The organism is Lelliottia sp. 489 (genome assembly GCF_050435885.1).
Classification (GTDB): Bacteria; Pseudomonadota; Gammaproteobacteria; order Enterobacterales; family Enterobacteriaceae; genus Enterobacter; species Enterobacter nimipressuralis.
On the sequence record NZ_JBNDLC010000004.1, the window covers coordinates 374,178 to 399,465 of the forward strand.

Below are 25,288 nucleotides of genomic sequence, written 5' to 3' on the forward strand. Positions count from 1 at the left end.
ATCCACCACACCTTGCGGCGTAAGACCGCAGGGTGTTTTTTTATTTTTCCTTTTGGGTTTATGGCTATGAAAACGCGTCAATTTATTACGTTCACAGGCATGGTGGCGTTAACCGGCACACTGGTTTTACCCGCGCAGGCAGATGATGAAATGGTGGTCACCGCCACCGGCTTTTCACAACAGAAAAAAGAAGCGCCCGCGACGATTTCAAGTATCGATCGCAAAACGCTGGATATTCAGCCCGACCAGACCATCGGCGACGCGATTAAAAATATCCCCGGCGTGTCGGTCTCTAACGGCGGCAGCGATATGGCCAACGGCAGCATCATGATGCGCGGTATGGATTCGAGCTACACGGCGTTTATGGTCAACAGCGTGAAGCAGAACACCAGCGAATCGCGCCCCTACGGCCAGGATATCGGTGCCGAAGCAGGCTTTTTACCGCCAATGGAAGCCATCGAACGCATCGAAGTGATTCGCGGCCCGATGTCATCCCTGTACGGCTCTGACGCCATCGGCGGCGTGGTGAACGTGATCACCAAAAAACCCTACGGCGTGGCCGACTGGACCGGCGCTATCGCCGCCAATACCTGGCTGCAGGAGCATAAAGATCTGGGCAACACCAGCCAGCTGAACCTGTTCGCGATGGGACCGCTCATCCAGGACAAACTCGGCCTGAGCATTGCCGCCGACGGGCTGGATCGCCGCGATGACGAGCGCCAGAACTACTTCGGCAAGCACAACCGTAAATCCGTCGATGCCACCCTGGGCCTCAAGGCCAGCGAAAATAACCTCTTTGACCTGAATGTGGTTGTTGGCGAGCAGGAAAAAAATCGCACCAAAAAACGCGGTACGCCGTGGATGTGGAAATTCGATCGCGACGCCGTGACGCTCACCCACACCGGCTGGTATGCGGATGACACCATTGCCACCACTAACTACATCAACTACGAGAAAGGGCGTTCGAAGTACCTGCTCGATAACACCTCGCCGGAGTACGTGCAGACGGAAAACTACGTCGCCAACTCGCAAACCACTTTTACCTTCGATAACCATAAGCTCACCGTCGGCGCGAACTTCACGCGCGAAGAGCTGAACGACCACTTCTATGAGTCGGGCAAAACGCTGCCGGGCGTCGAGCCGGTCACCAAAGTGACCCGCAACGGCTGGGCGCTGTTCGCGGAAGATGGCTGGACGATTAACGACTTTACCTTGACCACCTCCGCGCGCGGCGATTACGACAGCTACTTCGGCGCGCACATCACGCCAAAACTGTACGGCAACTGGGCGATTTCTGACGCCTGGGCACTAAAAGGCGGGATCTCCGCTGGCTATAAAAAACCAGAGCTGCGCGCCACCTCCGATCAGTTTGTCACGCCGCACGGATCAACGCCGCCGTACCCGTTCCTGACCGTGGGTAACGACGATCTGAAACCGGAGAAAAGCCTCAACGCCGAAACGGGCCTCTACTGGACCGGGGAAGCCGTATCGCTGGACGGCACCGTCTTCTACACCCAGTTTAAGGACAAAATCTCCGAGCAGACGATTTGCGAAACCACCGCCACCAACCAGTGCGAAGTGAACGGCTATAAAGCGGATTCCGTCGATAAATACTTTAACGTCAGCAAAGCGGATGTTTACGGTATCGAGCTGAATGGCGACTGGCAGATCACTCAGGATCTGAAAGCGAATGCGAACTACACCTACAACCACAGCGAGCAGAAATCCGGCGTGAATAAAGGCTTCGCGCTCAACGACTATCCGCGCCACATGGCGAACCTGTCACTGAACTGGGCGGCAACGCAGTCGCTGGATCTGTGGAGCAACGCGAACTACCGTAGCAGTAACCGGGACAGCAACAGCGGCACGAAGTATGAGGCTTACACGCTGGTCGATATCGGTGCGCGCTACAAGCTGAATAAGAATACGCAGCTGCTGGCGGGGATTTACAACCTGTTTGATGTGGATCCGAAACGCGAAACGTCGTGGGGAGAATACGGGCAGCTCGAAGGGCGCCGGTATAATCTTGGCGCGCGCATCGAGTTTTAAGGGTACCAAAAACAACGCCACCCGAAGGTGGCGTTGTTTTTATCAGTACTGGTCTCTGTCTAACCAGTTACCGCTTTCAATCAGTTTCAATCCATCGACCGGACGCTGGTACACGTACATCCATGCACTGCCATACGGGGTCTGGATCAACTGGCGTGCATATTCACCGCCCCTGGTGCGCAAGGCATCAAGTTCGGCAAGTGTAGCGTTATCAATACGATAAACCTCACCCTGTACCGTCCCGTTCCCCGGAACCGCGCCTGGATAGTGGCCCAGACTGTACAACTGGTAGTTCTCGATATTGTAATTTCCCAGCAACTGGGCGTTCGTCATCCAGTGACTGTTGCCCTGCCTGGTTCGTAAACTGCCGTATACAAATATTCGCATTGCTAAAACTCAAACTGATAGAGCAAATCGAGCGCCTGGTCTACGCCAGACACCGCTTCCAGATATAGCTTAGGCATCAGCCGATAGCGTAGCGTGAGAGTTGCCAGTGAGTCAAAGATCCCCACGCCATATTTCACCTGTAGACCCGGCAGTACATAGCCGCTGACCACCACCTGCGAAGAGTCACCGACCCCCTGGGTGTCCAGCGCCAGATTACTTACGCCAAACGTCTCGCCGATTTTACCCACAACCTGACCACTTTGTGCAACCCCCAGGCCGACTAACATTGAGGTCATCGCCGCACTATCGCTCTGCTGGCTGTCCAGACCCTGCCCGCGCAGCAGATAAGAGAGCGCTTCCTGCTGCGACATCGCCGGATCGGAGAAGATCTCCGCCTTCGGCTCGTCGGCCGTTCCGGTGACGCGCACCCCGGCAATCACATCGTTTTCGGTCGACTCTGGGTTACGAATCGCTTCGATATTGAGCAGCGGCTGGTCCGGCGGGCCGGAGAACAGCAACTCGCCTTTGCGCACAATCAGATCCTGGCCGTAGGCGTGGAAACGCCCTTCCGGAATGTTAATTTGCCCGTTCAGGCCCAGCCCTTGCTGATCCTGCGCCACTTTCAGATCACCCGTCAGTCGCGCCTTCAGGCCAAACGCATCGAGACGCACGTTGTTGCCGACGTGAATGATCAGGTTACTGTTAATCGGAATCGCGGCGCTTTTGGTTTCGACCGGCTTCAGATCGTTATTCAGCATCACCTCATCACTGGAAACGCCGACGGCGCTTTCCGGCACGTCGTGAACCACGATGCGCGCCCACGGCACATCGACACGGCCATCGAGGGTAAACAGGCTCGGCGTCGCCTCGAACACCACATCCGGCGACACGTCGAGGCGCACCATTGGTGGCACCGTGATACGCACCCGGCTGCCTTTCGCCGCCACGCGCGCACGCCAGTTATCGATCTGGCTCCAGTCGGCGTCACCGCTCAGGTTGATTTGCCCTTGCTGCGTGCGCACCACCCCGGCCAGCGTCGAGCTCATGCCGTTGAAGTTCATTGAGATCTGGCTCGGCTGCATATCAAACGGCATAAAGTTACCGTCGATATCCACACCGTTGAGCTGCATCTGGCCAAACAGCTGCGGGCTTTCGGCGTTGCCCGCCAGACGCAGATTGGCGCTGAGCATCCCCGCCGCTTTTTCGCCGCGGGAGAAGATCGGGTTCACCATCGCCAGGTTCATATTGCGAATATTGACGTTACCGCCCAGATTACGCCGTCCCTGCGGGTCGGTGATCTGCACCTGGCCGTCAAACTGTCCATTGTTGGTCAGGCGAATCAGCCAGCCCAGCTCCGCACGGTTGTTATGCAGATCCGCCGTCAGGTTCAGCGTCTCGAACGCCACCGGCAGCGGCGCGTCGTTCACCGTCTGGGTCACTTTTACGTTGCGCCCGGAGAGGGTCACGTTACCTTGCGGCAGCCCTTCTTTGGTGGTGTCCCAGGACACATCGGCTTTACCGCTAAAGACGCCGCTCGCGTCGGTAGTTTCTGGCATAAACGGCTTCAGCATCGCGAGATCGAAGCGGTTCAGATTCACCACCGCACGCCCTTCCGCACCGGCATCAATGGTCTGTGGCACGCAGAGTTCGGCGTTCGGGTTGGTCCAGCAGTGTGGCCCGATGCTGATTTTCTGCTCGGCGTTGCGGTAATCCAGCGCGATGGAGCGGGACAGCGTCAGTGGCCCTACCGGCGTGCTGAACCGGGTATTATCCAGAACCCCTTTCCAGCGCTCCTCTTTGCGGTCGAAACTCCCCGTCAGATGCAGCTGGCCGGAGACCGGCTCGCCCTGCACGCGCAGCTGGAGATCGTGCTGCTTCTCGCTGCCTTTTGCGTCCAGCGTGACCAGGCTGATATTCACATCCGGCTGGGAAATCCGCTCGACGCGCAGGTTCAGGTTACCCGCGATCTGATCGGTGGATTTGACGTCGCCTTTCACCAGAACGCGTGCGACGGACAGCTCCTGCCAGCGCAGATTGTTGGCGGTGATATCCGCCAGCAGCTGCGGCGCGTCGACGGTGCCACGCACTTTCACTAAGCCTTTCGCAGTGCCGCCGAGGCCCGGCAGGGCATTGTCGAGATTTGGCGCGTCGATGGTGGCATCCAGATTGAGATCTTTCACGCCCAGCTCGCCTTTGATATCGGCGGTGTTGCGTCCGAGCGCCACGTGCAGTTTCGGGATGATCCACTGCAGATAGCTGTTCCCGCGCAGAGAGCCTTCGACGTTCACTTTATTCTGCTTCACGTTGCCGGTGATTTTAAGCTCCGGCACCTCCATCTGCCAGCTTTCGCCGTACAGACTGCCGCGCGTTTTGATCGTCCCGTCGAGTTTCGACGGCCAGTCCGGCACCTCTTTGGCGGTGTTAATACCTTTGAGGTTCAGCTCGCCGCGCCAGCTGATCGCTTTCTGCCAGTCGAGCAGCGCCGTCAGTTCGGTTTTGCCTTCCAGCGCCGCCACGGAGAGTTTATCGAGGTTAATCTGCTGTTCGTTACCCTTCGCATCCAGAGTGATATCCGCAGGCGGTAACCCTTCGCCTTTCACCGATGTGCGGAACGACAGGGTGTAATCGGTCATTTTACCGCTCAGCTTGAGCTTCAGCTTATCGGCCTGGAACTGTTTTTCGCCGGTAAACGGCCAGTAAAGCTGTTCGCTCACCACCTCCAGATTCAGCGGTAAACCCGCTTCCGCCAGCTGAGTCTGCCCGCGCAACACCATATCTACCGGGCCGGAGAGATTCACGCCAAACTCAAGCTTCTCGCGCAGCGCACCGCCCACTTTCAGCTTCACCTTCTCGCCTTTGAGCGGGTCGATATTCAGGGCGCTGTTGAGGGTGATATCCACCGGCCAGTTGTCGCGCAGCAGCGCCTGCCCGGTCGCGTTCACGCTCCCCTGATTGGTATCAATATCCAGCGCATCGAGCTTCATGGTGCCGTCGATGCTGCTCACTTTCAGCAGCATGTTGAACACGGTCAAATCCGTGTCGCCCGTCAGGCGCAGCTGTTCGCCCTTAAACTCTTCGATATTCAGATTGAGCGGCAGATGAACGTCGGTCATCTCCGGCAGAACCGGCTTCGAGAAGAGATCTTTCAGGGTTTCGCCGAGCGGTTTCTCTTCCGGCTGCGGGTTCTGAATTTTCGGTTCGACGATCTCTTCCTGTGCCACTTTCGCCACTTTTGGCAGGGCGATCAGTAGCCCCTGCAGAGAGGTCGGCGTCAGGGTCAGGTTTTTCTCCTGCCAGCGCAGGCCGGAGGTGAAGTCCATCACCGAAACGGTGGTGTCGTCGATCTTAATATTGACGTTATTGAGCGCCACGCGGTACAGCGCAATCGGATAGGGAGTGGAGAGGTTCAGCGGGCTGCTGTCCTCCTCCTCGACAGGGGCAGATTTCGGCATTTTGTCAGAATCTATCGCCACGTTAACGTCTTTTAACGACAGATCGTTGACGCACAGGCTGCTGTCGCGCAGACAGCTGAGCTTAACCGCAAGGTGAAACTCACCCGCGTTCACCGCCACGCCTGGCTGCTGGTAGCGGATATTCTTCAGACGCAGATCGCGCCAGCCACCCGTCACCTGGCCGATCTCAAGCCCTGGCACCCAGCGGTTAGCCGCGTTAAACAGCAGATGCAAGCCAGTGGTAGTGCCCACCAGGAATGCCACCGTGCCGAGCAGCAGCACGATAAAAATCAGAACGCCGAGGCTGATCTTCTTCCATAAACTCATAATTCAGGCCCCAGACCGATGTAAAACTGTAAACCGTGTTCGTCTTTGTCGCCGACCGGAACGGCGAAATCGAGCTTGATCGGCCCGACCGGCGATTGCCAGCGCACGCCCACGCCCGCACCGGTTTTGAAATCGCTTTTGCGAATATCGCTCACCGCTTCACCGCCGTCGACAAACATCGCCCCCCACCATTTGCCGCTGACGTTGTACTGGTACTCCAGCGAGCCGGTCGCCAGTTTGGAGGCCCCCATCAGCTGGCCTTTGTCATTTTTCGGGGAGATCGATTTGTATTTGTAGCCGCGAATACTGCGGTCGCCACCCGCGAAGAAACGCAGGTCTGGCGGCACACGTTCGAAATCGCCGGTTTCAATCCAGCCGAGGTTTCCGCGCGTCACAAAGCGGTGTTTGTCATAGAACGTGCGGATCCAGACGTTTTGCGCCTGTACTACCGAGAAATCGACGTCCGATCCCCAGGCGGTATTGGAGTAATCAATCGAGTAACGCTGGGAATCGCCCCAGGTCGGCATCAGGCCGCCGCGCGAGCGGGTACGGCTGATCATCACGCCCGGATAGAGCAGCATGGTGGTGTTGGTGACGTTTGCCTGGGTAAAGTGGTCGAGACTCCAGCGCAAATTAATCGCCCGCTGCCAGCCGCTGGAGAGGTCCCAGAAGCGCGACAGCGCGAGGGTGGTGGAGTCAGACTCCGTATCGTTTAAATCGGTACGCTTAAAGCCGCCCTGCACCAGGTAATACTGCTCCAGCGGGTTCTTCAGCAGCGGCATTTTATAGCTGAAATCGAGCTGCTGTTCCGGCGCGGAGATACTGGCGCTGGTGGTCAGGCTGTGGCCGTAGGAGTTCATCCACGGCTTTTTCCACGTCGCTTTCACGCGCGGGCCGACGTCCGTTGAGTAACCGACACCGGTTTCGATGGTGTTTTCGGTACGCGGTGAAACCACCCCGTGCAGCGGTAACACTTTGGTTTTGCGCGCCTTGTCGAATTCCGGCGCAACAACCACGGAGTTAAACCAGCCGGTCGCCGACAGGCGGCGGTTCAGCTCTGCCAGATCTTTTGACTGGTAGTAATCGCCCTCTTTGAAAGGGATCAGGTTTTGCAGATACTCGTCGCGGATTTGCGAGCCTTCGAAGGTCACGTCGCCAAAACGGTAGCGTTCGCCGCTATCGTAATCGATATCCCAGAACGCCTGGCGGCGGTCGAGGGCAACGCCCAGCTGGCTTTTATTGAACTGGCTGTCGAAGTAGCCCTTACGCAGCGCGACGCTGGTAAGCTCTTTTTTGAAGTGGTCGTAGTCGCCGTGGTTCAGCACGGTGCCGACTTTCGGGCGCGTGCCCAGCAGATCCAGATAATCACGGTCAGTACGCGCGCCGCCGCGCAGCACCACGTTGGTGCCGCCGATCAGCACCGGCTCGCCCTTGGAAACGCGGGCAATTAACACCTGACGGCCCTTGGCCGGTGGTGGACGTAAATCGAAATCAATGGTGGGTTCGTAGTAGCCCAGCGCTTTTAACCCTTCGCGGATCGCGTCATCTACGCGCGCGCGAAAGCGCCGGTCCGGCGTCACTTCGTCACTCTCAATCGTTGACAGCTGTGCACGCACGTTTTTTTCCAGCGTCCCGGATAACCCCTCAACCTGCAAACGGACATTCGCCGCGCTGGCGACCCCGCTTGTCAGCAATAAACTGACCAAACAAAACTGGCGGATCTTTGGCACGTTCTCTCCTGAATATCCTTGTTTCCACCCCTGGAAGCAATTGATGTACCGCTCCGCGGCGTATCACGGCATAAAGCCCAAAACCCAATAAGAGGGTTGAAAAATGGCCGAGAGGCCTAATATTTCTTATGTTTAAATCTAGACTCATTCAGCGTATTTATTGTGTTCAATTAAACGCTCCATGACAACCTTAACTGAAACATCGCTGCCCCGGAGGCCCTACCGTGAGTTTATTCGACAAAAAGCATCTTGTTTCTCAAGCAGATGCACTGCCGGGACGTAATACGCCAATGCCGGTCGCTACCTTACACGCTGTGAACAATCATTCAATGACTAACGTCCCGGACGGGATGGAGATCGCCCTCTTCGCCATGGGCTGCTTCTGGGGCGTCGAGCGTCTGTTCTGGCAACTGCCGGGCGTCTACAGCACGGCGGCGGGTTACACCGGCGGTTACACCCCGAATCCGACCTATCGCGAAGTCTGCTCGGGCGATACCGGCCACGCAGAAGCCGTGCGCGTGGTGTACGACCCGGCGATCATCAGCTACGAACAATTATTGCAGGTTTTCTGGGAAAACCACGATCCGGCCCAGGGGATGCAGCAGGGTAACGATCACGGCACGCAATACCGTTCCGCCATTTACCCGCTGACGCCGGAGCAGGACGCTGCCGCGCGCGCCAGCCTGACCCGCTTCCAGGAGGCGATGAATGCTGCGGGCGATAAGCGTCACGTCACCACCGAAATCGCCAACGCCACGCCGTTCTACTACGCGGAAGATGACCACCAGCAGTATCTGCACAAAAACCCGTACGGCTACTGCGGGATCGGCGGGATTGGTGTCTGCCTGCCGCCACAGTTAGCCTGATTACTGATCCAGCGCCACGCGAGCCGCGTGGCGCGTGGCATTACTGACCGACCCAAAATCCATTACTTTGCCCTGCAACAGCAGGTTAAACACTGACGCCTGCGGCCGGTTCAGCCGCGTCTGAAGCAGGTGCACCGCCTCAATCCCCAGCTCACGACACGGCACCGTGACGCCCGTCACCGGCGCATCCAGCCGGTTTTGCAGATTCCAGGTGAAATCGGTGGTGATAATAGAGATATCCTCCGGCACGCGCAGACCGCGACGCTGCAACGCCCTGAGCACCCCTTCCGTCATACTGGTGCTGTTGGGGAAAATCACCTGCGGCCACTGGGTTTTATCGTGCCCGGCCAGCCAGTCGTCAAGGGCGCGCTCGGCCTCCTCCGCCGTAAACCATTCGGTTACCAGCAAATCGTTTTGCGGATCGAACGGCACATGAAAATGGCGGTACGCCTCTTTAATGCCGTCGAGACGCGCGTAGAGCGTCTCCCGACGCAGGCAGGTCATGGTCAGAATTCGGCGGTGGCCCTGCTCGAAGAGATGGCGCATGGCGGTAAACCCGATGGCGCGATGATCGGGCGAAACAGAATCGAGCGCCATTTCCCGATCGATGGAGTTAATTAAAACGCAGGGTTTATTCAGGGTGGTGGCGAGTTTAAAGATGGTGGAATCATCAGTGCCGATAATAATGATCGCGTTAATATTTTTATGCCCGGCTTTTTCGAGAAATAATTTTACGTCCGCACGCTGTTCTTCTAATCCGCAATAACTGATCCAGACATCATGGGGCGCACTGGCTTCGGCAATGCCTTTCGTCACCTCAAGATAAAAAATATCCCCGCGTCCCTGAAAGGTGCGTTCAGGGGCAAACACCGCAATGCCATTAATCAGCAGCCGCCCGCTCGCCATGGACGCCAGCACGCCAAGTTCCCGCGCGCAGCGCACGATGGCCTCGCGGGCCTTGTCGCTGGTATAGGATTTGCCGCTTAAAACCCTGGAAACGGTGCTGACGGAGTAGCCCGTCAACGCCGCAATTTCGTCCATTTTTAGCTTGCCCGGCATAGTGTGACCTCGCTCGCATTCAGTTTTTGCAATTATTTGCAGAAACAGCCTGTTGATTTTAAAACCAAATTTACCGGGCGTAGGTGTTTACTTATGCGCCTTGCGAGTATTCTCACAAAAACACATTGTCGCTGCAGTTCGCCTTTCCTATTTTCCCCTCATCACTCTTTTTAACGACTTAAGGTGTGACATGGAAAAGGTACGGTTTGGCATTATTGGTATCGGCAATATCGGCACGGTTCATGCGCGCTATTTGTTAGCGGGTGTCGTTAAAGATGCCTGTCTGACGGCGGTCTGCGATAACGATCCGGAGAAACATCACGCCATTCGGCAGCTCGTCGGCGAGTCCGTCGCGCTCTTTCATGAGGCCGAAGAGCTGCTCACCAGCGGGCTGATCGACGCAGTCATTGTCGCCACGCCCCACTACGATCACCCCCGGCTTTCCATCATGGCGATGCGCCACGGCATTCATACCCTGTGCGAGAAACCGGCGGGCGTCTACACCGCACAAGTGCAGGAGATGAACGCCTGCGCACGCGAGTGCGACGTAGTGTTCGGCATCATGTACAACCAACGCCCTAACCCGCTGTATCAGAAAGTGAAAGATCTGATCGACAGCGGCGAGCTGGGCGAAATCCGCCGCTCTAACTGGATTATCACCAACTGGTACCGCTCGCAGAGCTACTACAACTCCGGCGGCTGGCGCGCCACCTGGAAGGGCGAAGGCGGCGGCGTACTGCTTAATCAGGACCCGCATCAGCTCGATCTCTGGCAGTGGCTGGTCGGAATGCCGGTGCGGCTGCGGGCGTTTTGCCAGTTCGGTAAACATCGTCAGATTGAAGTGGAAGACGAGGTGACCGCCTATGCCGAATACGCCAATGGCGCGACCGGAGTATTTATCACCACCGTCGCTGAAACGCCGGGAACCAACCGGCTGGAGATCACCGGCGATCGCGGCAAAGTGGTGGTCGAAGAGGGAAAACTGCGCTACTGGCGGCTGCGGGAATCCGAAACCGACTTTAACGCCCGCTGGCAAAACAGCTTTGGCGAGCCGGAGTGCTGGGAGGTTTCCATCCCGGTCGCTGCGGAGTGCAGCGAACACCACGTCATTACCGCCAACTTCTGCGCCGCCGTGCTGCGCGGCGAGCCGCTGATTGCGCCCGGGCTTGAGGGGATCAACGGCCTGACGCTCTCCAACGCCATGCATTTATCAACCTGGACGGACGACTGGGTCACGCTCCCGCTCAATGAAAAACAGTACCTGCGCCTGCTGCAACAGCGCATCGCCACCTCTGTGGACAAAGAGACCACCAGCCGCACCCTGGATGCCTCAGGCACCTGGTAACACCGGAGAAAAAAACGATGTTAAAAATCGCCATCGTGGGAACAGGGAACATCTCGCATAACCATATTCAGAGCTATTTGCAGTTCGGCCAGCGCTGCACCATCGTGGCGCTGGTGGACATCTACCCGGAAAAAGCGCACGAGAAAAAAGCGCGCTACGGCCTGAATGACGCGCGCATCTATGAAAGCCACCAGCAGATGCTGGCCGCCGAAGCGGATATTGATATCGTCGACGTCTGCACGCCGCCCTACGTCCACGCCGAAATCAGCATCGACGCCCTGAACGCCGGGTGTCACGTCCTGTGTGAAAAACCGATGGCCGCATCGCTTGAGGAGTGCGACGCGATGATTGCCGCGCAACAAGCCAGCGGGAAAACCCTGTCGATTATCGCCCAGAACCGCTTTACCGACGCCTTCTGGCGGCTGAAAGCGGCGCTGGATTCCGGTCTGGCGGGCAAAATCTGCCACGCGCAGGTGGACTCGTTCTGGTGGCGCGGCCACTGCTATTACGACCTGTGGTGGCGCGGCACCTGGGAGAAAGAGGGCGGCGGCTGCACCCTCAACCATGCGGTTCACCACATCGACGCCATCCAGTGGATGCTGGGCTTTCCGTCGGAAGTGGTGGCGATGATGAGCAACGTCGCCCACGACAACGCCGAAGTGGAAGATCTGAGCGCCGCGATTTTCAAATACCCCAGCGGCGCACTCACGCAGCTCACCGCTTCCGTGGTGCACCACGGAGAAGATCAGAAGATTGTGATTCAGGGTGAGAAAGCGCGGATCTCCGCACCGTGGGAGGTGTTCGCCAGCGTCAGCGCCGACAACGGTTTCCCGCAGGCCACGAACGATACGACGCGCGAAACGCAGCTGAATGCGGTATTTCACGAGACGCCCAAACTCGAGTGGACGCTGCACACCGGGCAGATCCACGACCTGCTGCGCGCGGTTGAACAGCAAACCGCTCCGCTGGTCGATGGCGTACAGGGCAAACGCTCCCTTGAACTCATCACCGCCATCTATAAATCGTCCATCACCGGAAGTGTGGTCCGACTGCCCATCTCCTGCGACGACCCGTTCTATCGCACCGGTGGCACCAACGTGCTCGCCCCGCGCTTCTATCAAAAATCCGCCAGCGTCGCCAATTTCAGCGAAACCGGCGCCATTCCATTAGGCAAAAATCTGGACCAGGGGATCTGACCATGAATAAACATGACGGTATGAATTACGCGCCCGTGGGCAAACCACAGCCGGTGGTCCAGCCCGGTGAATTTGTCTTTGCGGCGGCGGCTCTCGATCACGGCCATATCTACGGCATGTGCAACGGGCTGATGGAGGCCGGGGCGACGCTGAAATGGGTCTACGATCCCGATCCCGCGAAAGTGGATAAATTTGTGCAGCTGTATCCGCAGGTGAAGGTCGCCGACTCGCTGGAGGCGATTCTTGCCGACAGCGACGTGCAGCTGGTCGCCGGGGCGGCGGTTCCGTCCGAGCGCTGCGCGCTGGGGCTGAAAGCCATGGCCGCCGGTAAAGACTATTTCACCGACAAAGCGCCACTGACCACGCTGGATCAGCTCGATGATGCCAAAGCGATGGTGGCGAAAACCGGGCGTAAATACGCGGTCTACTACAGCGAGCGTCTGCACGTCGAAAGCGCGGTGTTTGCCGGGCAACTGGTGAAACAGGGGGCGATAGGTCGCGTGGTACAGACCCTCGGCACGGGCCCGCACCGCGAAGGGCAAGGCCGCCCGGACTGGTTCTACGAGCGGCGCTATTTCGGCGGCATTCTGTGCGATATCGGCAGCCACCAGATCGAGCAATTCCTGTTTTACACCGGCAACCACGAGGCCACGGTGGTCGCCAGCCAGGCACGAAATTTCAACCATCCGCACCACCCCAATTTTGAAGATTTCGGCGACGCGATGCTCAAGGGTGAAAACGGGGCCAGCGGCTACTTCCGCTGCGACTGGTTTACCCCCAACGGGCTGTCAACCTGGGGCGATGGCCGTCTGACGCTGCTCGGCACCGACGGGTATATCGAAATCCGCAAATATGTCGATCTCACGCGCGGCGAACAGGACGTGGTCTATCTCGTCAACAACGAGGGCGAATTCCGCTATCCGGTGGCGGGCCAGGTCGGCTTCCCGTTCTTTGGTGAGCTGATCCTGGACTGCCTGAATCGCACCGAAAACGCGATGACCCAGGCGCACGCCTTTAAAGCGGCCGAGCTGTGCGTGAAAGCGCAGATGCTGGCAAACGCGGCGGATTAACGAGAGGTGCGGATGAAAACGCTCAATGTAGCCCTTATCGGCGGCGGTGCGATCCATAGCTGCCACGTCAATGCCCTGCGCCAGATGCCTGGCGTGACCCTGCGCGCGCTAGCGGATATCAACAGCGAAGTCGGTTTGAAGCTGGCGATGGCGTATCAGTGCCGCTTTTATCAGGATTATCAGGAGATGCTGCTGGATGACGAAATCGACGTGATTCACATCTGCACGCCGCATTTCGAACATAAACGGATGATTCTGGCGGCCCTTGCAGCAGGAAAGCATGTGTTCTGTGAAAAGCCGGTGGGGATGAACGGCGGCGAAATTACTGAGATCGCGCACGCCGCGCAGAATGCGGCAGGGCTGCTTGGCGTGTGCTATCAGAACCGGCTCAACCCCACCAGCCAGCGCATCCGACGGGAGCTGGCAGAGGGGGAGATGGGCAAGATGCTGAGTATCAAAGCCGTGCTCACCTGGTCGCGTTCGGGCGCTTATTACACCGAAAGCCCCTGGCGCGGGCGTTTTGCCACCGAGGGCGGGAGCTTGCTGATCAATCAGGCGATTCACACCCTCGATCTGATGCAGTGGTTTGCGGGCGGCGTGACGCGCCTGAAAGGGGTCGTCGACAGCGGCGAGCTGGCCGACGTGACGCAAGCCGAGGACAGCGCGATGGCGACGCTGCACTTCACCAACGGCGCGCGCGGCCTGTTTTACGCCACTAACTGTCACACCACCGACTCGCCGCTGCTGCTCGAGATTCACTGCGAAAACGGCACCTTGCAGCTGTGCGATAACGCCCTGTGGCGGTTGTGCAACGGCGTGCGGGTGAAACTGGTAAGCGACGCATCGCCAAACGGTGTCGCAAAAAGTTACTGGGGTTTAGGCCACCAGCACGCGATTGGCAATTTTTATGCTGCCATCCAAAACCCGGAAAAAGCGGATTACACCGATATTCGCGAAGCCGGAAAATCAATCAACCTTGTGGAGGCCATTTATCGTTCATCCCAGATTCGGCAATGGATTGAGATTAATCAGCAGTGAATAAAAATCGGCCAGAATAAATCTGGTTCATAATAACCCTACTCTGAGTATCAATATTATGGTCAAACCAACTGAACGCAGGGTTGGTTATGGTGTGGCGCTTGGCTACGGCATAACCGATCTGTTTGGCGGAGGCGCTTTCGCCATTATTGGCACCTGGCTGTTATTTTTTTATACCACCTATTGCGGACTGAGCGTGCTCGAAGCCGGTTCTATCTTTGCTATTGCGCGGGTCATTGACGCCGTATTAAGCCCGATTATGGGTTATATCACCGACAATTTTGGCAATACCTGGCTCGGGCGGAAATTTGGTCGCCGCCGCTTCTTTTTATTATTAAGTTCACCGCTGATGTTTTTATATGCCCTGCTGTGGGTAACAGATATGGGCTACTGGTATTATCTCGGCACCTATTTGTCGATTGAATTATTGTCGGCGATGGTGCTGGTGCCGTGGGAGACGCTGGCGGCTGAGATGACCAACCGCTACGAAGAGCGCAGCCGCTTGTCCGGAGTGCGGATGATCTGCTCCCAGCTCGGCGGTTTTCTGGCGGTGTCCGTGCCCGGCGTGATTATGCATTTCACCGGGAAAGATAATCCGTTTACTTATACCCTCACTGGATTGATCTTCTCCTGCGTCTTTTGTCTCGCGGTATTTATTACCTGGCGCACCACCTGGGAGGCGAAAGATGTACATCAGGAGTCCGATTTTAAAATTGAGACCCACCGCAGTAGCGGTTTACTCAATCACCTGAAATATCTGGTACTGGATCTCTTCTCCGCCTTCCAAATTCGCGCCTTTCGTTTACACATCATCATCTATATTTTCTCGTTTACCGCGATGGATGTGTTCGGTTCAGTTTTTACTTATTACGTGGTTTATTGTCTGAGCCAGGACGCAGCGGCGGTTTCCGGCTGGCTCAGTATCGCCGCGTTTGCCTCGGTGCCGGGCACTTACGGATTTATGCTGCTGTTAAACCGGCTGAATATTTCTCCGTCCGCGGCGCTGCGAATCGCTTACGGCTGTATATTCTTCGTGCTGGCGTTCTTGTTCGCCGTCTATTACACGCAAACCCAGGTCCCTGCTCTGCTGTTCTCGGCGGTCTTTATTCTGCTTGGCGCGGCGCGTGCCGGGTTGTATTACATTCCGTGGAACATCTACAGCTTTATTCCTGACATCGACGAGATGGTTACCCAGCAGCGCCGGGAGGGGATTTTTGCCGGCGTCATGGTGCTGACGCGTAAAAGCACCGTCGCGCTGGCGATCATGCTGATCGGCGTGGTGTTGCAGGAGTCCGGGTTTGTGAAAGGCAACGGCGCGCAGCCTGAATCGGCACTGTACGCCATTATCGGCCTGATGCTGTTCGCCACCTCCGCGCTGCTGGCGGTGAGTTTCATCACTACCTATAAATTCACCCTAACGCGCGACACCCACAAACTGCTGCTCAAAGAGATCGCCCGTCGCAAGCTGGGCGGCGATTACCGCGACTGCGATGCGCGTACCCGGGTGGTCATTAAACAGCTCACGGGCTATGAGTACGACGAGGTCTGGGGCGGTAACGCCGCACGGCGACCGGTGGATAATGTCAGTTTGTCCTGATTGAGGGAGCCGGGCAGCACACGCCTGCCCGGCCTGTTTTTGCCAAAAATGTGACCTCTGGCGGATTTACACACGTTTACGCTATACTACCCGCTGAAATAATCGGCTCAACGCTACGAGCCGATGTTCAATGTGTCTTCACACAAACGAAATCAACTTCCCTTCCGAGGATCTGGCGAGAAGCCGGATAAACTATGTTAAACAGTATTTTAGTAATACTTTGTCTTATTGCCGTCAGTGCATTTTTCTCGATATCTGAGATTTCGCTGGCCGCCTCCCGCAAGATCAAACTTAAACTGCTTGCCGACGATGGCAATCTCAATGCACAACGCATCCTGAAAATGCAGGAAAACCCCGGTATGTTCTTTACCGTGGTGCAAATCGGTCTGAACGCCGTCGCCATTCTCGGCGGTATCGTGGGTGACGCAGCCTTTTCTCCGGCCTTCTATAGCCTGTTCTCGAAGTACTTCTCGCCTGAACTGTCCGAGCAGCTGAGCTTTATTCTCTCCTTCTCGCTGGTGACCGGCCTGTTCATCCTGTTCGCGGATTTAACCCCGAAACGCATCGGTATGATTGCGCCAGAAGCTGTGGCTTTGCGCATCATCAACCCGATGCGCTTCTGCCTGTACGTGTTCCGTCCGCTGGTCTGGTTCTTCAACGGCCTGGCAAACACCATTTTCCGCCTCTTCAAACTGCCGATGGTGCGTAAAGATGACATCACGTCTGATGATATTTACGCGGTGTTTGAAGCCGGTGCGCTGGCAGGTGTTCTGCGTAAGCAGGAGCATGAACTGATCGAGAACGTGTTTGAACTCGAATCCCGTACCGTGCCGTCCTCCATGACCGGGCGCGAAAACGTGATTTGGTTCGATCTGCACGAAGACGAGCAGAGCCTGAAAAACAAAGTGGCCGAGCATCCGCACTCCAAGTTCCTGGTCTGTAACGAAGATATCGATCACATCATCGGCTACGTCGATTCAAAAGACCTGCTGAACCGCGTGCTGGCTAACCAAAGCCTGGCGCTGAACAGCGGCGTGCAGATCCGCAATACCCTGATTGTGCCGGACACCCTGACGCTCTCCGAAGCGCTGGAAAGTTTCAAAACTGCGGGCGAAGACTTCGCGGTGATCATGAATGAATACGCACTGGTGGTGGGTATCATTACGCTGAACGACGTGATGACCACCCTGATGGGTGACCTGGTCGGCCAGGGTCTGGAAGAGCAGATCGTCGCGCGCGATGAGAACTCATGGCTGGTGGATGGCGGCACGCCGATTGAAGACGTGATGCGCGTGCTGGATATCGACGAATTCCCGCAGTCGGGCAACTACGAGACGATTGGCGGCTTTATGATGTTTATGCTGCGTAAAATCCCGAAACGTACCGACTCGGTGAAGTTCTCCGGCTATAAGTTTGAAGTGGTGGATATCGACAACTACCGCATCGACCAGCTGCTGGTGACACGCATCGATAACAAACCGACCGTGCTGGTGCCGAAGCTGCCGGACGCGGAAGAGAAAGCCTCGGCGTAAGTGCCCCACAAACATCAACGGCTCCCAATGGGAGCCGTTTTTATATACTGCTTTAACTACTGCATAGCACGTGGTTAAGCCATCTCAGTTTGCAGACGCATAACCTGGCGGTTGACTTCGGACATCACAGAATAGTGCTGTTTGTCCTTCACTTTCGGGATAAGAATTTTGCCCTTATCAAATTCGAAAGCGCCAACATCCTTGATGTACAACCGTCCTCGGAACAGGATCTTCACGTACTTCGCCACCTGAAGCGGGTTGTAGCGTTGGAAAATTTTCATTCTTGTATCTCCTGCGAATCATACGCTCTTGCGGCGCCACAATCGGGCCGACTGTCCTGAGCGCAAATTTATTGCTCAATGACTATAGACCAGAAAAACGTTGATACCCAGTATGCATAAGTTTATTTACCGTTTGATTACAAATATTCAGAACATTCTTTGCATAGCATTTCTAAAAGCAGTATAAGCCTTCGTTTTTTTACGGATATGTGCGTTCGCCCGCAAACTGGCACTCGGATTGCGGGTAAAGCCGATTGATCGCACTTATGATTAAACCGTAAGACCAAGTGGTCGGATCACCTGCAACTATAAGGAAACACCATGACCCTTCGTAACATCCTGGCCGCAGCCTGCCTGTTACTGCCGCTGATGGCTTCCGCACACAACATTGAAAAGGGACAACGTGTGCCACCAGTCGGTATTGCCGATCGGGGAGAATTGATTCTCGACAATGATAAGTTTAGCTATAAACCCTGGAATAGCGCGCAGCTCGCGGGCAAAGTGCGAGTGGTGCAACATATTGCCGGTCGTACCTCGGCAAAAGAGAAAAATGCCACCCTCGTGGAAGCGATTAAGACAGGCAAATTCCCGCACGACCGCTACCAGACCACCACCATCGTGAACACCGATGACGCGATTCCAGGCTCGGGCATGTTTGTGCGCAGCAGCCTGGAGAGCAATAAAAAGCTCTATCCGTGGTCGCAGTTTATTGTCGACAGCGATGGCGTGACGCGTAAAGCCTGGGGTCTGGAAGAGGAGAGTTCAGCGATTGTGGTGCTGGATAAAGATGGCCGCGTGCAATGGGTGAAAGACGGCGCGCTGACGCAGGAAGAGGTGCAGCAGGTTGTCGCCCTGCTGCACAAATTGCTCGGTCAGTAAATCGAGACCCTAAAGCCCGGATTTAAGAACGACTCGCGCGGGGTGTAGTCCAGTGGCTTGCCCTGCCAGTCGTGAACGTGTGCGCCCGCGGCAGACGCCACCGCATGGCCTGCCGCCGTATCCCAGACGTTGGTTGGCCCAAAACGCGGATACAGTTGCGCCTGCCCTTCCGCCACCAGGCAGAATTTCAGCGACGAGCCAATCGACGTCGTCTGGTGCTCGCCGATTTGATGCAGGTACTCCTGCAGCTCAGCGTCACTGTGGGAACGGCTGATGACCACCAGCGGTGGTCGCGCGTCGCGCACCTGGATGGGCTTGCGCGTACCGCTCTCCTCTTTCCACGCCTTGCCTTCTGCGGCACTGTACATCACTTTCAGCACCGGCGCGTAGACCACGCCCAGCACCGCTTTCCCGTTTTCAATCAAGGCAATATTGACGGTAAACTCACCGTTACGCTTGATAAATTCTTTGGTGCCATCCAGCGGGTCCACCAGCCAGTAGCGCTGCCAGTGCTGGCGCACATCCCAGCTCTGCGGATCTTCTTCAGACAGCACCGGGATATCCGGCGTCAGGGCCTGAAGTCCTTTGAGGATCACCTCGTGGGCCGCGAGATCGGCCGCTGTCACCGGAGAGTCATCCGCTTTGCTGACAACGTCCATCGGCTTTGTGCCATCGTAGACCTGCATAATGGCATCACCCGCATCCCGTGCGAGCTGACAAATTTTATCTAACATTATCCACCTCTTCGTTATCGCAGTGGTCATAACTTATTGTTTTAGTTATATCGTATTGTTAACAATTCCGCTATCTGTGAAGCAATTCTGGTTTCACGACGCTTTTTTCTGGCAGGATTCACACTTCTGTAAGCAACAAAATATACATACATATTCTTTTGTGGCTTGGATCGTAAAAAGGACTCCTCTGATGATTAAGTTTAGCGCAACGCTCCTGGCAACGCTGATTGCCGCAAGCGTGCAGGCCGCGACGGTAGATCTTCGCATTCTGGAAACTACCGACCTGCATAGCAACATGATGGATTTCGATTACTACAAAGATACCCCGACCGAAAAATTCGGACTGGTACGCACCGCAAGTTTGATTAACGCCGCGCGCGGCGAGGTGAAAAACAGCGTGCTGGTCGATAACGGCGACTTAATTCAGGGTAGTCCGCTCGGCGATTACATGGCGGCGAAGGGGCTGAAAAAAGGCGATATTCACCCGGTTTATAAGGCGTTGAATACCCTGAATTACGCCGTCGGTAACCTCGGAAACCACGAGTTTAACTACGGGCTGGATTATCTGCACATGGCGCTCGCTGGCGCAAAATTCCCGTACGTTAATGCCAATATCATCGACGTTAAGACCCAAAAGCCGCTGTTTACGCCCTATCTGATTAAAGAGACTGAGGTCGTGGATCAGGACGGTAAAAAGCAGACGCTGAAAATCGGCTATATCGGGTTTGTGCCACCGCAGATCATGACCTGGGATAAAGCCAATCTCTCGGGCAAAGTGACCGTTAATGACATCACCGAAACCGCGCGCAAGTACGTTCCGGAAATGCGTGAGAAAGGGGCTGATCTGGTGGTCGTGGTGGCGCACTCCGGGCTGTCTGCCGATCCGTATCAGGCGATGGCCGAGAACTCCGTCTATTACCTCAGCGAAGTACCGGGCGTTGACGCCATTCTGTTTGGTCACGCGCACGCGGTCTTCCCAGGCAAAGATTTCGCCAGCATTAAAGGTGCCGATATCGAGAAAGGAACCCTCAACGGCGTGCCGTCGGTGATGCCCGGCATGTGGGGCGATCATCTGGGTGTGGTGGATCTGGTGCTGAATAACGATGGCGGAAAATGGCAGGTGACCCAGTCGAAAGCCGAAGCGCGCCCAATCTACGATGCGGCGGCGAAAAAATCGCTGGCGGCCGAAGATAAAAATATCCTGAACGTGCTGAAACACGATCACGATGCGACCCGCGAATTTGTCAGCAAGCCGGTCGGGAAATCCTCCGACAATATGTACAGCTACCTGGCGCTGGTGCAGGACGATCCCACTGTTCAGGTGGTGAATATGGCGCAGAAAGCCTACGTTGAGCGCTTTATTCAGGGCGATCCGGACCTGGCAAAACTGCCGGTACTTTCCGCGGCGGCTCCGTTTAAAGTCGGCGGGCGTAAAAACGATCCGGCCAGCTACGTTGAAGTGGAAAAAGGTCAGCTCACCTTCCGCAACGCGGCGGATCTCTACCTCTATCCGAACACGCTGGTGGTGGTAAAAGCCACGGGGAAAGAGGTGAAAGAGTGGCTGGAGTGTTCCGCCGGTCAGTTTAACCAGATCGACGTTCACAGCAGTAAGCCGCAGTCGCTGATCAACTGGGACGGTTTCCGCACCTATAACTTCGACGTGATCGACGGCGTGGAATACCAGATCGACGTATCACAGCCGGCGAAATACGACGGCGAGTGTCAGACGGTGAACCCACAGGCGGAACGTATCAAGCATCTGACCTTCCAGGGTAAACCGATCGACCCGAACGCGGTATTCCTGGTCGCGACCAATAACTATCGCGCGTACGGCGGCAAATTCGCCGGGACCGGCGATAGCCATATCGCGTTTGCATCACCGGACGAGAACCGCTCGGTGCTGGCGGCGTGGATTGGCGAGCAGTCGAAAAAGGATGGCGCGATCCATCCGGCGGCAGACAATAACTGGCGTCTGGCCCCGATTCAGAGCGCGTCTAAGCTGGATATTCGTTTTGAGACATCACCGTCTGACAAAGCGGCGGCGTTTATTAAAGACAAAGCGCAGTATCCGATGAGCAAGACCGGAACCGATGATATCGGATTCGCGATTTATCAGGTGGATTTGAGCAAGTAAACGTATTTACCCGGCCTGCACAATGGCAGGCCGGGTAAAGGTTAGCGCCGTGCGGCAATCACGCCGCACGATCCTCGCGATGAGCCAACACCTGCGGCGTATTTATCTCGATCCAGTCCACCAGCGCGGCGACCTTCTCGCTCACCTCAACGCCCAGCGGCGTGAGGCTGTACTCCACGTGCGGAGGCACCACCGGATACGACACACGATTCACAAATCCATCCTGCTCCAGCGCCTGTAATGACTGCGCCAACATCTTCTCGCTGACGCCACCCATTTTACGACGCAGGTCGCTAAAGCGATGCGTGCCCTGGCGCAACGCCACCAGAATCAGCACGCCCCAACGGCTTGTAACGTGTTTGAGCACTTCACGGGACGGACACTGCTCGGCAAACAGGTTGCCGTCGCGCATTTGCTCGCTGAGGGTAGGGATTACTGTTTTCATACTGATCTTTTCACACATACTAACTAAAAGTTAGTTATATTATGCCACATCAAAATCCCGCCCACCAGAGCCGCAGCTTCATGCCCCAGCCGCTGGTGTAACCCGTGGTAATGGATTTGACCTCTCCGCGCGAGACGATAAGCACCGTCGGGGTCACCTGCACCTGCCAGCGGCGAGCGAGCTGGCCCTTAGGGTCGTTGACCGTCGGCATCCCGTAGCGTTTTTTCGCCAGCCAATGGCTCAGCGTGGCATCGTCACCGGAACGCAGCGCCACGCTGATGACGTTTCTCCCCTCCTCTGCCATCTCTGCCACCGACGGCGTGGTGTAGCGGCATACGCCACACCAGGTCGCCCAGACATACACCAGCAGCGGTCTGTCGTGACTGCGCTGCGCCAGATCCACCGATTCGCCGTCCAGCGTCTGCAGCGGCGTGCTAATAAAGGTCTCTGGAAGCGCAGGTTTGCGGAACTGATCGGTGATCAGCACTGCCGCGAGGGCAATCAGCAGCCAGACAATACCCTCACGCAGCCAGCGCAGTGCTTTACTGCGCATCTGGCTTCGCCAGCTCTTGCTTCACCAGCGCCTCCAGGTCGTCGTAGGGAATAGCGCCCGGCACCAGGGTTTTGCCAACCAGGGTCGCCGGAGTGCCCTGCACGCCCAGCACCTGAGCAAGAATCAAATTCATCTGCAGGGTTTCGCCGCTTTTCTCATCGGCCTTGATGGCGCCCGTACCCGTTTTCTGCTGTGCAGCCAGGATAGAAGCCTCGTCGTGATAGCCTTTCTTCGACATCAATCGCTGGTGCAGCGCCCAGTACTGCTGAGGCTGCTGTCGCCAGGCCGTCAGCGCAATTCGCGCAGATTGGGCCGAGCTTTCACTGCGAAACGGCAGCAGTTTCACCACCAGTTTGACGTCCGGAAATTTATGCACAATCTTCTCAAGCTCCGGGTCAAACTGCTTGCAGTAAGGGCAGTTATAATCGGTAAACGACACCAGCGTCAGGCGTGGTTTTTCCGCGCCCATCGCTGGCGTGTCAGGATCATTCCAGAGCAAATTCTCCAGATCGGGTTCAGCGGCAAAACTCAGGGTCGAAAAACAGAACAGCATGATCAAAGTTAAAATACGCATTGTTAGTGTCCTTTGGCGTTATTCAGGGTCTGAAGGAGATCGTCACGATCCAGCAGCGGCGGCAATATGCGGCCTTGCTCCAGTCCGGGGCCATAAATTTGGTTGAAGGGGACGGCGGCACTCTGACGCGCGCGAAGGAACTGGCTAATCGTCTCGGATGGACGGCTCCAGTCGCCGCGCAGCGCAACCACATCCGGTTCACTGAGGGCGTTTTGCACCTCGTCGCGTAGCAGCACGTTGTATTTGTTCGCTTTGCAGGTCACGCACCAGTCGGCGGTGACATCGACGAAGACCCGTTTGTTGTCGGCCAGCGCGGCGGTAATCGCCTGTTCGCTGAGCGGCTGCCAGACGATGCGATCCTTCGCCAGCCCCGATTGACCGGCGCCGATGAGCGGAAGGGAAATACCGAGCGACACCATCGCGGCCAGGGCACTCCACAGCGCCACCCGCCATCCCCAGCGCCATAGTGTGGCGATCAGCAGCGTGATGACGATGAACGCGCCTAACGCCTGCGTCGGCACTCGCCCAATGTGAACGGCGAGCAGGCTGGCAAGCCACAGCCCTGACGCGAGCATCATCAGGCCGAGGATTATCCGCACGACTTTCATCCAGCGTCCCGGACGCGGCAGGCGCAGCGCCAGCCCTGGCCAGGCAGCGATCAACAGCCACGGCAGGCTCATGCCGATCCCCATTACCAGGAATATCCCCCACAGCAGGGACAACGGCGCGACCAATGCCACCGAAACCGCCGTGCCGAGAAACGGCGCGGTGCACGGAGTTGCCAGCAGCGTCGCAAAGGCCCCCTGGCAAAAATGGCCCACCAGACCATTGCCGCCCCGCGTGGCGAGAAACGTAGAGACACCGGAGGAGAGCCTGATTTCAAACAGCCCCAGCAGGCTGGCGCTGAACCCCACCATCACCAGCACCATCGCGGCGATAAACCACGGGTTCTGGAACTGGATGCCCCAGCCGAGCGCCTGATTGCTGAGACGCAGCGCCGTCATCATCAGCGCCAGCGCGAGGAACGAGGTCACGATTCCGGCGGCCGAGGCCATAAACTGCTGACGCACCACGCGGCGATGAGTCGACGAGGCCTGCACGACACTGCCCAGTTTCATCGCCAGTACCGGCAGGACGCACGGCATGATGTTGAGGATCAGCCCTCCGGCCAGCGCCATCAGCAGAATCCAGGCCAGGCTAAACGGGGCGTCACCGGATGGCGCGTCGCCCACCGTCACCTGACTCTCCTGCGCCTGGCCGCTGTCGGCGAGGACCAGCGACAGGGTTTTGCCCCGCAGATCCGGTGCGCTGTCTCCCCAGCCGTCGCTGACGGGCAGCGTCGCGGTCAAGGTCTGGCCGTCAATCCGGTATACCGGCTTGCCAAAATCCGTGTCGGCCAGGGTGTCGATAAACAGCTCGGGCTTTTGCCAGCCCGCCTCGCGAGTGGCGGTGATACGAAGCTTTTCGTCACCGAAACCGGCGCTTAGATCGGAAGTGAGCCCTTCCTTGAGCGGCAGCGTACCCAGCGCGCGGCTGAAATCGTAGCTAAATTGCGGATCGGCGGGCGCACTGAGATCCAGCGCAAAGGGGTAGTCCGTCAGGATGCAGACGTTGCTGCAGGTGGAGAGCGTGAGCACGCCCGTCAGTTTCTCCGGCATTGCGCCGTGCAGGGTGATCGGAAACGACACGCTGCCGTCGTAGCCCTGCGTGGTAATGCCTGCCACCTCGAAACGCTGCGGCACCGGCCAGCGCCAGTCCATCTCCAGCGGTGTGTTCCAGCTTATCGTCGGGGCGATGCCGCCCTCTCCGGGCGATCGCCAGTAGGTTTTCCAGCCTTTTTCGAGACGGACATCCAGCAGCAGGCGCGTGTCGTGCCCTTGCCGGGCATCTGCCCGCACGCGAACGCTGGCGTGATCATTATCCGCGGCGCGAAGCCAGCCGCTGTCGGCGGCCTGACTGACGGGCAGCCATAGCCAGAACAGGCAGAGCACAAGCTGCCTTAAAAATGCATACATTTATTTTCTCCATAAATAATTAATT

General features: G+C 57.0%; 20 protein-coding genes. 10 read left to right on the plus strand and 10 right to left on the minus strand.

Features of this window, described 5'->3' with window-relative positions; all coding sequences use genetic code 11:
• The first annotated feature begins 66 nt into the window (after nt 1-66).
• Nucleotides 67-2,049: a TonB-dependent receptor domain-containing protein gene (locus ABIE11_RS15445; protein WP_429184826.1), complete on the plus strand. Its 1,983-nt coding sequence runs from the start codon at nt 67-69 to the stop codon at nt 2,047-2,049.
• 42 nt (nt 2,050-2,091) lie between these two features.
• Here the strand turns inward: ABIE11_RS15445 and ABIE11_RS15450 are convergent, their stop codons facing one another.
• From ABIE11_RS15450 to tamA, 3 genes are read right to left on the minus strand one after another with little or no spacing between them, the layout of a single operon-like run.
• On the minus strand, nt 2,092-2,436 hold the full coding sequence (locus ABIE11_RS15450) for a gamma-glutamylcyclotransferase family protein (RefSeq protein WP_095280525.1): 345 nt from the start codon (nt 2,434-2,436) through the stop codon (nt 2,092-2,094).
• A 2-nt stretch (nt 2,437-2,438) separates the two neighbouring features.
• Complete coding sequence (tamB, locus tag ABIE11_RS15455; protein ID WP_429184827.1) at nt 2,439-6,215, minus strand: autotransporter assembly complex protein TamB; 3,777 nt, start codon at nt 6,213-6,215, stop codon at nt 2,439-2,441.
• The gene (gene tamA, locus ABIE11_RS15460; RefSeq protein WP_100777850.1) at nt 6,212-7,945 is read right to left on the minus strand and encodes an autotransporter assembly complex protein TamA; all 1,734 of its coding nucleotides are present in this window, start codon (nt 7,943-7,945) and stop codon (nt 6,212-6,214) included. The genes tamB and tamA overlap by 4 nt, the downstream gene beginning before the upstream one ends.
• A gap of 224 nt (nt 7,946-8,169) precedes the next feature.
• On the opposite strand from tamA, the gene msrA reads away from it, so the two are divergent.
• Nucleotides 8,170-8,811, plus strand: coding sequence for a peptide-methionine (S)-S-oxide reductase MsrA (msrA, locus tag ABIE11_RS15465; RefSeq protein ID WP_100777851.1), 642 nt, complete (start codon nt 8,170-8,172; stop codon nt 8,809-8,811).
• Here the strand turns inward: msrA and ABIE11_RS15470 are convergent, their stop codons facing one another.
• The gene (locus tag ABIE11_RS15470; protein WP_100777852.1) at nt 8,812-9,870 is read right to left on the minus strand and encodes a LacI family DNA-binding transcriptional regulator; all 1,059 of its coding nucleotides are present in this window, start codon (nt 9,868-9,870) and stop codon (nt 8,812-8,814) included.
• A gap of 190 nt (nt 9,871-10,060) precedes the next feature.
• Here ABIE11_RS15470 and ABIE11_RS15475 point away from each other — a divergent pair, with 190 nt between their 5' ends.
• From ABIE11_RS15475 to ABIE11_RS15500, 6 genes are all read left to right on the plus strand, one after another.
• The gene (locus tag ABIE11_RS15475; RefSeq protein WP_429184828.1) at nt 10,061-11,215 is read left to right on the plus strand and encodes a Gfo/Idh/MocA family protein; all 1,155 of its coding nucleotides are present in this window, start codon (nt 10,061-10,063) and stop codon (nt 11,213-11,215) included.
• Between the two features lie 17 nt (nt 11,216-11,232).
• The gene (locus ABIE11_RS15480) at nt 11,233-12,411 is read left to right on the plus strand and encodes a Gfo/Idh/MocA family protein (protein ID WP_429184829.1); all 1,179 of its coding nucleotides are present in this window, start codon (nt 11,233-11,235) and stop codon (nt 12,409-12,411) included.
• 2 nt (nt 12,412-12,413) lie between these two features.
• Nucleotides 12,414-13,481 carry a Gfo/Idh/MocA family protein gene (locus tag ABIE11_RS15485; protein WP_429184830.1) on the plus strand — a complete coding sequence of 356 codons (1,068 nt, stop codon included), beginning with the start codon at nt 12,414-12,416 and terminating at the stop codon, nt 13,479-13,481.
• 12 nt (nt 13,482-13,493) lie between these two features.
• A complete protein-coding gene (locus ABIE11_RS15490; RefSeq protein ID WP_429184831.1) occupies nt 13,494-14,519 on the plus strand; it encodes a Gfo/Idh/MocA family protein in 1,026 nt (341 codons plus the stop codon).
• A 58-nt stretch (nt 14,520-14,577) separates the two neighbouring features.
• Nucleotides 14,578-16,116 (plus strand): MFS transporter, encoded by a 1,539-nt coding sequence (locus ABIE11_RS15495; RefSeq protein WP_129035698.1) that lies wholly within the window; start codon nt 14,578-14,580, stop codon nt 16,114-16,116.
• Nucleotides 16,117-16,310: 194 nt separating this feature from the next.
• Nucleotides 16,311-17,648 (plus strand): hemolysin family protein, encoded by a 1,338-nt coding sequence (locus ABIE11_RS15500; RefSeq protein WP_100777858.1) that lies wholly within the window; start codon nt 16,311-16,313, stop codon nt 17,646-17,648.
• Nucleotides 17,649-17,722: 74 nt separating this feature from the next.
• Here the strand turns inward: ABIE11_RS15500 and ABIE11_RS15505 are convergent, their stop codons facing one another.
• Nucleotides 17,723-17,929, minus strand: a complete 207-nt coding sequence (locus ABIE11_RS15505; RefSeq protein WP_012015808.1) for a DUF1107 domain-containing protein — start codon at nt 17,927-17,929, stop codon at nt 17,723-17,725.
• 321 nt (nt 17,930-18,250) lie between these two features.
• Between ABIE11_RS15505 and ABIE11_RS15510 the strand changes: the two genes are divergently transcribed.
• The gene (locus ABIE11_RS15510) at nt 18,251-18,808 is read left to right on the plus strand and encodes a YtfJ family protein (RefSeq protein ID WP_100777859.1); all 558 of its coding nucleotides are present in this window, start codon (nt 18,251-18,253) and stop codon (nt 18,806-18,808) included.
• Here ABIE11_RS15510 and cysQ read toward each other — a convergent pair.
• Nucleotides 18,802-19,542 (minus strand): 3'(2'),5'-bisphosphate nucleotidase CysQ, encoded by a 741-nt coding sequence (gene cysQ / locus ABIE11_RS15515; RefSeq protein ID WP_100777860.1) that lies wholly within the window; start codon nt 19,540-19,542, stop codon nt 18,802-18,804. The genes ABIE11_RS15510 and cysQ overlap by 7 nt on opposite strands.
• 190 nt (nt 19,543-19,732) lie before the next feature.
• On the opposite strand from cysQ, the gene ABIE11_RS15520 reads away from it, so the two are divergent.
• A complete protein-coding gene (locus ABIE11_RS15520; protein ID WP_429184832.1) occupies nt 19,733-21,676 on the plus strand; it encodes a bifunctional 2',3'-cyclic-nucleotide 2'-phosphodiesterase/3'-nucleotidase in 1,944 nt (647 codons plus the stop codon).
• Nucleotides 21,677-21,734: 58 nt separating this feature from the next.
• On the opposite strand, the gene ABIE11_RS15525 is transcribed toward ABIE11_RS15520, so the two are convergent.
• The 4 genes from ABIE11_RS15525 to ABIE11_RS15540 are packed head-to-tail and all read right to left on the minus strand — an operon-like array spanning nt 21,735 to nt 25,263.
• Nucleotides 21,735-22,121, minus strand: a complete 387-nt coding sequence (locus ABIE11_RS15525) for a winged helix-turn-helix transcriptional regulator (RefSeq protein ID WP_429184833.1) — start codon at nt 22,119-22,121, stop codon at nt 21,735-21,737.
• A gap of 49 nt (nt 22,122-22,170) precedes the next feature.
• On the minus strand, nt 22,171-22,674 hold the full coding sequence (locus ABIE11_RS15530; protein ID WP_429184834.1) for a protein disulfide oxidoreductase: 504 nt from the start codon (nt 22,672-22,674) through the stop codon (nt 22,171-22,173).
• Nucleotides 22,664-23,248: a DsbA family protein gene (locus ABIE11_RS15535; RefSeq protein ID WP_429184835.1), complete on the minus strand. Its 585-nt coding sequence runs from the start codon at nt 23,246-23,248 to the stop codon at nt 22,664-22,666. Before ABIE11_RS15535 ends, ABIE11_RS15530 begins: the two co-directional genes overlap by 11 nt.
• A 2-nt stretch (nt 23,249-23,250) precedes the next feature.
• Nucleotides 23,251-25,263: a protein-disulfide reductase DsbD family protein gene (locus tag ABIE11_RS15540; protein WP_429184836.1), complete on the minus strand. Its 2,013-nt coding sequence runs from the start codon at nt 25,261-25,263 to the stop codon at nt 23,251-23,253.
• Between the last annotated feature and the right edge of the window lie 25 nt (nt 25,264-25,288).